This window comes from Roseomonas haemaphysalidis (genome assembly GCF_017355405.1).
Classification (GTDB): Bacteria; Pseudomonadota; Alphaproteobacteria; order Acetobacterales; family Acetobacteraceae; genus Pseudoroseomonas; species Pseudoroseomonas haemaphysalidis.
Genome location: NZ_CP061177.1, coordinates 3,057,941 through 3,069,778 on the forward strand (window position 1 = coordinate 3,057,941; position 11,838 = coordinate 3,069,778).

The 11,838-nt window shown below is 68.8% G+C and carries 12 protein-coding genes; 7 read left to right on the forward strand and 5 right to left on the reverse strand.

Going from position 1 to position 11,838, the window contains the following annotated elements; all coding sequences use genetic code 11:
- Position 1: 1 nt before the first annotated feature.
- Positions 2-1,291: an NCS2 family permease gene (locus IAI59_RS14210; protein WP_207415675.1), complete on the reverse strand. Its 1,290-nt coding sequence runs from the start codon at positions 1,289-1,291 to the stop codon at positions 2-4.
- Positions 1,292-1,471: 180 nt separating this feature from the next.
- On the opposite strand from IAI59_RS14210, the gene IAI59_RS14215 reads away from it, so the two are divergent.
- The 5 genes from IAI59_RS14215 to IAI59_RS14235 all read left to right on the forward strand — a co-directional run bounded on the left by IAI59_RS14215 (position 1,472) and on the right by IAI59_RS14235 (position 5,439).
- Entirely contained in the window at positions 1,472-2,311 is an 840-nt protein-coding gene (locus IAI59_RS14215; RefSeq protein ID WP_207415674.1) for a transporter substrate-binding domain-containing protein, read from the forward strand.
- A 64-nt stretch (positions 2,312-2,375) separates the two neighbouring features.
- Complete coding sequence (locus IAI59_RS14220) at positions 2,376-3,038, forward strand: amino acid ABC transporter permease (protein ID WP_207415673.1); 663 nt, start codon at positions 2,376-2,378, stop codon at positions 3,036-3,038.
- Between the two features lie 11 nt (positions 3,039-3,049).
- Positions 3,050-3,817: an amino acid ABC transporter ATP-binding protein gene (locus IAI59_RS14225; protein WP_207415672.1), complete on the forward strand. Its 768-nt coding sequence runs from the start codon at positions 3,050-3,052 to the stop codon at positions 3,815-3,817.
- 1 nt (position 3,818) lies between these two features.
- A complete protein-coding gene (locus IAI59_RS14230; protein WP_207415671.1) occupies positions 3,819-4,949 on the forward strand; it encodes an enolase C-terminal domain-like protein in 1,131 nt (376 codons plus the stop codon).
- 88 nt (positions 4,950-5,037) lie between these two features.
- Complete coding sequence (locus IAI59_RS14235; protein ID WP_207415670.1) at positions 5,038-5,439, forward strand: host attachment family protein; 402 nt, start codon at positions 5,038-5,040, stop codon at positions 5,437-5,439.
- 77 nt (positions 5,440-5,516) lie between these two features.
- Here the strand turns inward: IAI59_RS14235 and glnA are convergent, their stop codons facing one another.
- Together glnA and IAI59_RS14245 are read right to left on the reverse strand one after the other, a co-directional pair.
- Positions 5,517-6,956, reverse strand: a complete 1,440-nt coding sequence (gene glnA, locus IAI59_RS14240; protein WP_207415669.1) for a type I glutamate--ammonia ligase — start codon at positions 6,954-6,956, stop codon at positions 5,517-5,519.
- 142 nt (positions 6,957-7,098) lie between these two features.
- Positions 7,099-7,437, reverse strand: coding sequence for a P-II family nitrogen regulator (locus IAI59_RS14245; protein WP_207415668.1), 339 nt, complete (start codon positions 7,435-7,437; stop codon positions 7,099-7,101).
- 318 nt (positions 7,438-7,755) lie between these two features.
- Here IAI59_RS14245 and IAI59_RS14250 point away from each other — a divergent pair, with 318 nt between their 5' ends.
- Positions 7,756-8,943, forward strand: coding sequence for an aminotransferase (locus tag IAI59_RS14250; RefSeq protein ID WP_207415667.1), 1,188 nt, complete (start codon positions 7,756-7,758; stop codon positions 8,941-8,943).
- A gap of 156 nt (positions 8,944-9,099) precedes the next feature.
- On the opposite strand, the gene IAI59_RS14255 is transcribed toward IAI59_RS14250, so the two are convergent.
- Positions 9,100-10,644 carry a GMC family oxidoreductase gene (locus IAI59_RS14255; RefSeq protein WP_207415666.1) on the reverse strand — a complete coding sequence of 515 codons (1,545 nt, stop codon included), beginning with the start codon at positions 10,642-10,644 and terminating at the stop codon, positions 9,100-9,102.
- A 179-nt stretch (positions 10,645-10,823) separates the two neighbouring features.
- Here IAI59_RS14255 and IAI59_RS14260 point away from each other — a divergent pair, with 179 nt between their 5' ends.
- Positions 10,824-11,093, forward strand: a complete 270-nt coding sequence (locus IAI59_RS14260) for an HU family DNA-binding protein (protein WP_207415665.1) — start codon at positions 10,824-10,826, stop codon at positions 11,091-11,093.
- Between the two features lie 39 nt (positions 11,094-11,132).
- Here IAI59_RS14260 and IAI59_RS14265 read toward each other — a convergent pair whose 3' ends face one another.
- On the reverse strand, positions 11,133-11,825 hold the full coding sequence (locus tag IAI59_RS14265) for a ribonuclease activity regulator RraA (RefSeq protein WP_207415664.1): 693 nt from the start codon (positions 11,823-11,825) through the stop codon (positions 11,133-11,135).
- Positions 11,826-11,838: the final 13 nt, after the last annotated feature.

The window sequence follows — 11,838 nt, forward strand, 5'->3', positions numbered from 1 at the left end:
TTCAGGCGCCCAGCACGAAGCGCGCGGCGGACAGGGCCGCGATCAGCCACACCGCCCCGTGCACCTCCCGCCCGCGCCCGGCCACGAGCTTCACCGCCACGTAGGTGATGAAGCCCAGCTCGATGCCCGAGGCGATGGAGAAGGTGAAGGGCGTGGCGATGGTGACCACGATGGCGGGGAGGTATTCGGTGATGTCGTCCCACGCCAGGTCGCGCAGGCCCTGGGTCATCAGGCAGGCCACCAGCACCAGCGCCGGCGCCGTGGCGAAGCCGGGGATGGAGGTGGCCAGCGGCGCCAGAAACAGCGTCAGCAGGAACAGCACCGCCACGGTCAGCGCCGTCAGCCCGGTGCGACCGCCCGCCTGCACGCCCGCCGCGCTTTCAATGTAGGATACGGTGGTGGAGGTGCCCAGCGCGGCGCCGATCATCGCGCCGCCGGAATCGGCCATCAGCGCGCGGCCGAGGCGCGGCACGGAGCCGTCCTTGGCCATCAGCCCGGCGCGGTGGGTGGTGGCGATCAGCGTGCCGGCGTTGTCCAGCAGGTCCACCATGAAGAAGGTGAAGACGATGCCCGCGACGCCGAGCTTCAATGCGCCCGCGATATCCATCTGCAGAAAGGTGGGCGCCAGCGACGGCGGCAACGCCACGATGCCCTGAAAGTTGGTCAGCCCCAGCGGCACGCCCAGCAGCGCCGTGACGGCGATGCCGATCACCACGCCGCCGGTAACACCGCGCGCCACCAGCCCGGCGATCAGCAGAAAGCCGAAGCAGGACAACAGCGTCTTGGGCTCGTGCAGCGGGCCGAGCGTCACCAGCGTAGCGGGGTTGTCCACCACCAGCCCCATGCCCTGCAGCCCGATCAGCCCCAGAAACAGCCCGATGCCGGCGGCGATGCCGAGCTTCAGCGACAACGGGATGGAATTGATCAGCCATTCCCGGAAGCCGAACATTGACACCGCGAAGAAGATCAGCCCCGACAGGAACACCGCCCCCAGCGCCACCGGCCAGGGCACCCCCATGCCGCCGACCACGGCGAAGGCGAAATAGGCGTTCAGCCCCATGCCCGGCGCCAGCGCGATCGGGTAGTTGGCCAGCACGGCCATCAGCGCCGAGCCGATGGCGGCGGCCAGGCAGGTGGCGACGAAAGCGGCACCGTGGTCGATGCCGGCGGCAGCCATCATGCCGGGGTTGACCACCACGATGTAGGCCATGGTCAGAAACGTGGCGAGGCCGGCCAGCATTTCCCGCCGCGGCGTCGTGCCGCGCTCGGAAAGAAGGAAAAAGCGGTCCATCGGCAGGCCCCCACGCGTGTTGCGTCGCAAGATGGAACGGTTGCGGGTGTGTGACAACGGCCTTGCCCTGGCCGCTACCGGCGCCCGGTGCTTCGGGCTAAACACTGTGGCCTGCATGGCACGCCGCCTGCATCACCGCCGCGAAGCGGCCCGCCGGGCCAGCGAACAGGAGCATTCAGCATGGTCTCACGCCGCATGGTGGGAAGCGCCGCCGGCATCGCCCTCGCGATGGCCGCGGGCGCCACGGCACCCGCCCTCGCCCAGCCTGCCAATGAGTCGGTGTTCGACCGTGTCCGCCGCACCAAGAAGCTGCGCTCGGCCGCCGTCGCCGGTGGCGCGCCCTACTACCACAAGGACCTGGCGACGGGTCAGTGGCGCGGCTTCTACATCGACTTGCTGAAGATGCTGGCCGAGGAGCTGGAGGTCGAGCTGGAATTGAGCGAGACCACCTGGGGCAACGCGGTGCTGGATCTGCAGTCCAACAAGATCGACATCTTCTTCGGCCTGAACCCGACGCCCAAGCGCGCGCTGGTGGTGGATTTCTCCATCCCCTGCTTCAGCAATGCCTTTTCCTTCATCACCAAGAAGGGCTTCGCGGCCAAGACCTGGGACGACCTGAACAAGCCGGAGGTGAAACTCGCCGTGGACCTCGGCTCCTCGCAGGACCAGGTGGTGACGCGGCTGTGCCCCAAGGCGCAGGTGGCCCGCTTCAAGACGGCGGACGAGGCGACCATCGCGGTGCAGACCGGCCGCGCGGACGCGCAGTGCCTGGTGCTGATCCTGGCGCTGACCGCCAAAAAGAAGAACCCCGCGCTGGGCGACGTGCTGGTGCCGACGCCGGTCTTCGCCACCACCTCCAACGCCGGCTTCCGCCGCGAGCCGGACAAGACCTGGCGCGATTTTGTCAACGCCTGGATCGAGTTCAACAAGGGCCTTGGCGCGGTCCGCAATGCCATCGTCTCCAACATGGAGCTGGTGGGCATCTCGGAAAGCGACTTCCCGCCCGGCGTCACCCTCTGACCTGATCGCGGCGCGGCACCCCGCCGCGCCGCCCCATGGACTTCGCGCGCACTGGACGGCCGGCATGTATCAATGGGACTTCTCTTTCATCTGGAGCTATCGCTGGCTGTTCGTGAACGGCACGCTGGTGACGCTGGCCTTCACCGTCGGCATCGTGCTGCTGGGGCTGGCCGTGGGCCTGCTGTCGGGGCTGGTGCGGCTGTCGCGCTTCGCGCCGCTGCGCTGGCTGAGCCAGGCCTATGTGGAGGTGTTCCGCTGCACGCCGGTGCTGGTGCAGCTGGTGTGGTTCTACTACGCCCTGCCCATCCTGTCGGGCATCGAGATGTCGGCCACCACGGCGGGGGTGCTGGCGCTGTCGCTCTACGGCGGCGCCTTTTATTCCGAGATCGTGCGCGGCGGCATCGCTTCCATCGAGACGGGGCAGACCGAGGCCGCGCTGGCGCTGGGCATGACGCCCGCGCAGTCCATGCGCCGCATCGTCTTGCCGCAGGCGCTCAAGCGCATGGTGCCGCCGCTGATGAACCAGTCGATCATCCAGCTCAAAAACACCTCGCTGGTGTCCGTGCTGGCGGTGCCGGACCTGCTGTACCAGGGCCAGGCCGTGGCGCATGACACCTACCGGCCGCTGGAGATCTACACGCTGGTGGCCGTGATCTACTTTGTCATCCTGTTCCCCCTCACCCTGCTGGTCGGCCGCCTGGAACGCCGCCTGGCGCGTGCCGACTGAGGGCCGTCCGCATGACCGCGAAAATCGAAGTCGCCGCGCTGAGCAAGAGCTTCGGCGACCACCTGGTGCTCCGCTCCGTCGACCTGCGCGTCGATGTGGGCGAGGTGGTGGCGCTGATCGGCCCGTCCGGCTCCGGCAAGTCCACACTGCTGCGCTGCCTGAATCTCCTGGTGACGCCGGATGGCGGCCGCGTGCGCGTGGGCGAGCAGAGCCTGGACTTCGGCACCAGCCGCGCCCTGCCCGGCACCGCGGCACTGGCGAAATTCCGCGCCGGCACCGGCATGGTGTTCCAGCAGTTCAACCTGTTCCCGCACAAGTCGGTGCTGGGCAACGTCATGGAAGGCCCGCTGACCGTGCGCCGCATGAAGCGCCCGGAGGCCGAGGCGCTGGCGCGCGGGCTGCTCAGCAAGGTCGGGCTGGCGGACAAGGCGGAGCAGTTCCCCGCCCGCCTGTCCGGCGGCCAGAAGCAGCGCGTGGCCATCGCCCGCGCGCTCGCCATGCAGCCCGGCATCATGCTGTTCGACGAGGCCACCAGCGCGCTGGACCCCGAGCTGGTGGGCGAGGTGCTGGCCGTGATGCGCGACCTGGCCGCCGAGGGCATGACCATGGTCATCGTCACCCACGAGATCGCCTTCGCACGCGAGGTCGCGGACCGCGTGGTCTTCCTGCGCGACGGCGTGATCGTCGAGGACGGCCCGGCGAAGCAGGTGATCGACACCCCGCGCGAGGCCGCGACCCAGGCCTTCCTGTCCCACTTCCACCGCCAGCGAGACGCCTGACATGCCGCAAGGCCCCATCATCGACCGCCTGCGCATCTTCCTGGTGGAAAGCCCGATCAAGATGGCCCGCGCCCAGGGCGTCGGCAGCGTCAAGGGCAGCGTCAAGCGCGTGCTGATCGAGCTGACCACCGCCTGCGGCCTGACCGGCTGGGGCGAGGCCGCGCCGTGGGAGGTTTTCACGAATCCCGCCGAGGCCGCCTACGCGACGCTCGACGTTTATCTCCGCCCCATCGTGGTGGGCCACCCGGCGCGGCGCCTGCGCGAGCTGCTGGCGAAGATGGACCGCGCCGTGATCGGCCAGACCGACGCCAAGGCGGGCATCGAGATGGCGGTGCTGGATATCCTGGGCAAGGCACAGGGCGTCTCGGTCGCTGACCTGTTGGGCGGCCGGGTGCGGGACACGATCCCGCTGTCCTTTTCCATCGCCGACCCGGACTTCGCGGCCGACCTGGCGCGGATGCACAGCATGGTCCCGGCCGGCAACCGGCTGTTCAAGGTCAAGACCGGCGTCAAGCCGCATGCGGAGGACATGGCGCACTTGGAGGCCATCCGCGACGCCTTCGGCGACACGGTGGACCTGCGCCTCGACTACAACCAGGCGCTGGCCCCCTTCGCCGCCATGGCGGTGCTGCGGGACGTGGACCGCTTCCGCCCCACCTTCATCGAGCAGCCGGTGCCGCGCCGGCACCTGGACAGCATGGCCGGCTACGCCGCCGCGCTGGACACGCCCATCCTGGCCGACGAGAGCTGCTACGACGCCGCCGACCTGCTGGAGGTGGTGCAGCGCCGGGCGGCGGATGCCATCAGCGTCAAGCTGATGAAGTGCGGCGGCATGCTGCGCGCGCAGCAGATGATGGCGATCGCGGACACCGCCGGCCTGCCCGGCTATGGCGGCACCTTGTGGGAAGGCGGCATCGCGCTGGCCGCCGGGACGCAACTGATCGCGGCGACGCCCGGCATCTCGCTCGGCTGCGAGTTCTACATGCCGCACCACGTGCTGACCGAGGACGTGCTGGAACAGCGCATCCCGCATGAAAACGGCGCGGTGGTGGTGCCGGAGGGGCCCGGCCTCGGCATCGCGGTGTCCGAGGCCTCGGTGCGCCACGGCGCGCGCATCCTGGCGGAAGCCTGATCGGCGGCGCGCCACCTTTCGCGCTCACGGGCGTTGCACCCCCACGGCCGGGCCCTGGCGCCCGGCCACACACGTGGAAAGGCCGCACATGTCCCATGATATTCCGAACAACGCTCTGATCATCGTCGCCGACGGCGGCAAGGCCATGGTGCTGCGCAACACCGCTGCCAACGGCGCCGAGCTGGAACTGCGCGAGGAAGGGCACATCGCCCCCGACAGCAGCGCCCAGGGCCCGTCCGGCTCGCGCCCCGAGGACCAGACCCCGGGCCAGACCGGCGAGGCGACCTTCGCCAAGCAGGTGGCCCAGGCATTGAACACCCTGAAGCAGCGCAACGACTTCGACGCGCTGGTGCTGGTGGCCGATCCGCAGACGTTGGGCCAGATTCGCGGCGCGCTGCACAAGACGGTGGAGAACGCCGTGATCAAGAGCCTGTCCAAGGACCTGACCAACCACAGCCTGAGCGACATCGCCAAGGCGCTGGTGAAGTAAGGCGCGGCCCCAGGGCCGGAACGCAAAACGCCCCGGGGCTTCCCCCGGGGCGTTTCCGTATCTGCTCCCGCGAGGGATCAGACGGAGTAGTACATCTCGAACTCGACCGGGTGCGGCGTGTGCTCGAACTTGTACACGTCCTGCCACTTCAGCTCGATGTAGCTCTCGATCTGGTCCTTGGAGAACACGTCGCCGGCCAGCAGGTACTCGTGGTCGGCGGCCAGGGCCTCCAGCGCCTCGCGCAGCGAGCCGCAGACGGTCGGGATGTCGCGCAGCTCCTCCGGCGGCAGGTCGTACAGATCCTTGTCCATGGCATCGCCCGGGTGGATCTTGTTCTTGATGCCGTCCAGGCCCGCCATCAACATCGCCGAGAAGGCGAGGTACGGGTTGGCGGTCGGGTCGGGGAAGCGGACCTCGACGCGCTTGGCCTTGGGGTTCGTCGCATACGGGATGCGGCAGGAGGCCGAGCGGTTGCGGGCCGAATAGGCCAGCAGCACCGGCGCCTCGAAGCCCGGGATCAGACGCTTGTAGGAGTTGGTGGACGGGTTGGTGAAGGCGTTCAGCGACTTGGCGTGCTTGATGATGCCGCCGATGTAGTACAGCGCCTCGTTGGACAGGTCCGCATAGCCGTTGCCGGCGAAGAGCGGCTTGTTGTTCTTCCAGATGGACTGGTGAACATGCATGCCCGAGCCGTTGTCGCCGTAGATCGGCTTCGGCATGAAGGTCGCGGTCTTGCCGTAGCTGTGCGCCACGTTGTGGATCACGTACTTGTAGATCTGCATGTGGTCGGCATGCTGCACCAGGGGCCCGAAGCGGGTGCCCAGCTCGTGCTGCGACTGCGCCACCTCATGGTGGTGCTTCTCGCCGGCCACGCCCATCTCGATCATGGTCGAGAGCATCTCGGCGCGCAGGTCGCTTTCGGTGTCCACCGGCGGCACCGGGAAGTAGCCGCCCTTGACCACCGGGCGGTGGCCCATGTTGCCTTCCGGGTAGTCCTTCATGTTGGCGCCCGGGCCCTCGATGCTGTCGAGGGAGTAGTGGCCGTAGTTGCCGCCCGTGCCGAACTTCACGCTGTCGAAGATGAAGAACTCGGCCTCGGCGCCGAACAGCGCGGCATCGCCGATGCCGGTGGAGGCCACGTAGGCCTCGGCCTTCTTGGCGGTCGAGCGCGGGTCACGCGAATAGCTCTGGCCGGTCGAGGGCTCGATGATGTCGCAGAACAGGATCAGCTGCGGCTTGGCGGCGAACGGGTCCATGCAGGCGGACGCGGCGTCCGGCATCAGGATCATGTCGGACTCGTTGATCGCCTTCCAGCCGGCGATCGAGGAGCCATCGAACATGATGCCGTCGGTGAACATGTCCTCCTCCATGGTGGAGACATGCTGGGCGGTGTGATGCCACTTGCCCTTCGGGTCCGTGAACCGGAAATCAACGTACTCGACGCTGTTCTCCTTGATCATGTCCATGACCTTGGAGACAGCGTTGGACGCTGCTGCGGCTGCGGGCTTCTTGGCCATGCTGTGTGGTCCTGTTCCCTAACGACACTCAAACCGCGCGACCGGAACTCGCTCCGCCCGCGTGCGGCCCCCGCCCGCCACATGGCGCCGGGAGCCTGAACCGACGCCACCCCGCGCTGCGGGGCGGCGAAACCTGGATCGACTAGACCGCGTCCTCGCCCCGCTCGCCGGTGCGGATGCGGATCACTTCCTGCACGTCGGACACGAAGATCTTGCCGTCGCCGATGCGCCCGGTGCGGGCCGCGGCCTGGATGGCCTCGATCGCGCGCTCGGCCAACCCGTCGGAGCAGACCACCTCGATCTTCACCTTGGGCAGGAAGTCCACCACATACTCGGCGCCGCGATACAGCTCGGTATGCCCCTTCTGCCGCCCGAAGCCCTTGGCCTCGACCACGGTCAGACCCTGCAGGCCGATCTCGTGCAGCGCGTCCTTCACCTCGTCGAGCTTGAAGGGCTTGATGATCGCCTCGATCTTCTTCATCGGCTCCACTCGCGGGCGGCGGCCTGCGCAGCTCCGCCCGTCCTCTCCCCCCGGTATGCCCGCCGCCGCGCCCCCACCGGGCGCTGGCAGCCACGGCGAAGCCCGGCGGCTTGAGGTGCTGTGTCGCACGGGGTGAGGCGCAGGGGCAATGGCACCCCTTCGGGTTTTCCACCGTGAAACCACTTGCCCTGGCGGGAACGGCTCGCGAAACAGGCAACCTGCCCACCGAAGCGGCAGCCGCGCGCTGCCGAGGTTGCATCGCCGCCGCCCCCCCGGCATGATCCCGCACCCCCAAGTCCGAAAGCGACGCCCGACGCCATGAAGCCGCTGAACGCCCTGCTCTCCGCCTCCGGCACCACCGTCTTCACCGTCATGTCGGCGCTGGCCGCGCAGCACCAGTCCATCAACCTGGGCCAGGGCTTCCCCGACTACGAGGGACCGGCCGATGTGGTGCAGGCCGCCGCCGATGCGCTGCTGGACCACCGCAACCAGTACCCGCCACTTGCCGGCGTGCCGGAACTGCGCGCCGCCGTGGCCGAGGCGAATCGCCGCTTCTACGGCCTGGAGATCGACCCCGCGACGGAGGTGGTCGTCACCTCCGGCGCCACGGAGGCGCTGGCCGCCGCGCTGATGGCGCTGATCAACCCGGGCGACGAGGTGGTGCTGTTCGAGCCACTCTACGACACCTACCTGCCCGTCGTCCGGCTCCTGGGCGCCACGCCCCGTGTGGTGCGCCTCAGCCCGCCGAAGTGGGAGCTGCCCCGCGCCGAGCTGGCCGCCGCCTTCGGCCCCAGGACCAAGGCCGTGCTGCTGAACACGCCGATGAACCCGGCCGGCAAGGTCTTCACCGCTGCCGAGCTGTCCTACATCGCGGAGCTGCTGCAACGCCACGACGCCTATGCGGTGTGCGACGAGGTCTACGAGCACCTGACCTTCGACGGCTGGAAGCACATCCCGCTGATGACGCTGCCCGGCATGCGCGAGCGCTGCCTGCGCATCGGCTCCGCCGGCAAGACCTTCAGCCTGACGGGCTGGAAGGTCGGCTACATCACTGGTGACAAGAGCCTGATGCCCAACGTCGCCAAGGCGCACCAGAACCTGACCTTCACCACCGCGCCTAACCTGCAGCGCGCCGTGGCGGTCGGCCTGTCCAAGCCGGACAGCTATTTCGAGGGCCTGTCCACCGAGTTGCAGGCGCGGCGCGACCGCCTGGCCACGGGCCTTGCCGCGCTGGGCTTCGGCATCCTGCCCACCCAGGGCAGCTACTTCATCACCGCCGACTTCTCGCCCCTCGGCTTTTCCGGCGACGACGTGGCGTTTTGCCGCCACATCACGGAAGCCGCCAAGGTCACCGCCATCCCGGTCTCGGCCTTCTACGACGGCGCAGATGCACCCCGGCACTACGCCCGCTTCGCCTTCTGCAAGAACGAGGCGGTGCTGGACGAGGCGCTGGCGCGGCTGAAGGCCTGGAAAGAAGCCCGCAACCCCGAGGCACTCGCGGGTTGAAGCAAAGGCCGGGGGAAGGAATTCCCCCGGACCCCCATCTTTTTTCTATCGGTCAAGAAACACGCCCCAGCCGATTGGCGCTTCGCCCATCACGGGAACCAAACAGTCAAAAAGAAGAGGGAAGATCGGGGGAATTTCTTCCCCCGACCTTCCCTCTCACGCCGCCGCCCGCATCCGCCGCGCGATCTCCTCGCCGATCATCACGCAGGTGAAATGCGTGTTCGCCCGGCAATCCGCCGGCATGACCGAGGCATCGGCCACCAGCAGTCCCTGCAGCCCCTTCACACGCCCATCCGGGTCGACCACGCCGCGCGGGTCCTCCCACGCGCTCATGCGGCAGGTGCCGGCGGCGTGCTGGATGTCGGTGGCCTGCTCCAGCATCAGGCGGTCGAGTTCCTGTTCCGGCAGCGCGGCGGCTTGCGCGATGGGCAACCCGGTGTCGGCCAGCGTCACGGCGGTGGTGATGGCGGAAAGGCCCGGCCGGGCCGCCAGCGCCGCCAGGCGGCGCACGGCGTCGCGCATCCGCAGCCGGTCGGCGGGATGGGACAGCATGTTCTCCTCCACCACCGGGTCCGCCGCGGGATCGGGCGAGGCGAGCGTGACGGCGCCGCGCGAGAACGCCTCAAACACGCTGGCGGCGATGGCGCCGCTGTCGGTTTCCATGCGGTGGTTGAAGGCCATGAAGATCATGTCCCGCGTGCCGCCACCGCCCAGGCCGGAGCTGTAGGTGACGCAGCAGTTGGTGTGCCGCGAATCGATGTGCGGCGAACGGTGCGACGGTGCCAGATGCAGCGTCGCGCGCATTACCGGGTGGTCCATGAAATGCCGCCCCACATCCGGCAGCTCATGCGCCACCTCGATGCCTAGGGCGCGCAGCGCGGCGCCGCCGCCAATGCCCGAGCGCATCAGGATGGCCGGCGAATGCACCGCCCCCGCGCACAGCACCACCTGCCGTGCCGCGATCTCCGTCCACCCCTCGCCCGGCAGCATCACCCGCACGCCGCGCACCGTGCGCCCGTCCAGCAGCACGCGGTCCACCAGCGCGCCGCCGCGAATCTCCAGGTTGGTGCGGCCACGGATGGGTTCCAGGTAGGCGTCGTTGGTGGTGACGCGCTGTCCGTCGCGGCTGTTGATGGGGTAGCAGGAGACGCCCTCGCCGGTCGCGGCGTTGAGGTCGGGGTTCCAGGGGTAGCCCTCGGCCAGCGCGGCGTCGCGCAGCCCCTTGTCCACCGCGCCCCAGTTCTCCTGCGGCGCGCGATACACCGGGATGGGCCCGCCGACGCCGTGGCCCGGCGCACCGGGATCATCCTCGAAGCTCTGGAACACGGGCATCACGTGCTCGGCGTCCCAGCCCTCGCAGCCGAGCTCCGCCCATTGGTCGAAGGCCGCCGGCACGCCACGGATGGCGATCTGCCCGTTGACCACGGAGCTGCCGCCCAGCGCCTTGCCACGCCAATAGAACTTCGGCGCCTGCTCCGCCGTGCGGCGCGAATGCAGCGCGGACCATTGCCACGCTTCCTGCTGGGCGCGCTGGTGGATGATCGGGATCGGGTTGGCGCTGCGCAGCACCTGCGGCGCTTCCGCCGCGCGCCAGTCGCGGCCGGCTTCCAGCAGCAGCACGCGCCGATTCGCGTCTTCCGATAGCCGGGCCGCCAGCGGCGCCCCGGCGGAGCCCGCGCCCACCACGATCACGTCATACATCCGGCGTCTTTCCTGTGAAGTTCGGGTCGGGCGGCATTGTTCCATCACCTGACGGGCAAATCCAGACACGCCGGAGGATCGCCGGGGTGGAACATCAGGCTCCGATTTGCTAATGCTGGACGCAGGAGAGATCCGGGCGCTTCCAAAAAGCGCCACAACCAGAACGAAAGTCACGCACCATGTCGAAAGCCTTCTTGTCCCAGGTGATCCAGGATTCCATCGGCTGCACCGGCGTCGCCGCCAACCAGGCCGCGACCGACCTGGTGGCCGCCATCGTCAAGGAAATGAAGAAGAACGGCGGCTTCACCCTGCCGTCCTTCGGCACCTTCGTGGTGCGCAAGACCAAGGCGCGCAAGGGCATGAACCCGCGCACCGGCGAGCCGGTGAAGATCAAGGCCGGCAAGACCGTGCGCTTCAAGGCCTCGCCGAACCTCAAGAAGGCGGTCTGAACCAAAGCGGGGCGGGCCTTCCGGCCCGCCCCGCGGCGGTCACTTCTTGCTGGCCTCGTAACGGGCCTTGTTCTCGGCATTGGGCGGATACAGCCCGGGCAGCGTGGCGCCGTTCTCCACCTCGCCCATGATCCAGTTTTCCAGCCGCTCCTGCTCCTCGGCGATCTCGACCACCTGGGCCAGCAGCGCCTGCGGGATCAGCACGGCGCCGTCCTGGTCCACCACCACCACGTCGTCCGGGAACACCGCCACGCCGCCGCAGCCGATCGGCTGCTGCCACGCCACGAAGGTGAGCCCCGCCACCGACGGGGGCGCCGCCGCGCCGTCGCACCACACCGGCAGGCCGGTGCCCAGCACGCCCGCCTTGTCGCGCACCACGCCATCCGTCACCAGCGCGGCCACGCCCTTCTTGGCCATGCGGGCGCAAAGGATGTCGCCGAAGATGCCGGCATCCAGGCAGCCCATGGCATCCACCACGGCGATGCAGCCTTCCGGCATGTCCTCGATCGCCGCGCGGGTGCTGATGGGCGAGGACCAGGATTCCGGCGTCGCCAGATCCTCGCGCGCCGGCACGAAGCGCAGCGTGAAGGCGCGGCCGACGATGCGCGGCTGGCCTTCGCGCAGCGGCTTGGTGCCGCGCATCCAGACGTTGCGCAGCCCCTTCTTCAACAGCACCGTGGTCAGCGTGGCGGTCGAGATGCCTTCCAGCACCGCCTTGGTCTGGGCGTCCATTCCGTTCGTTCCC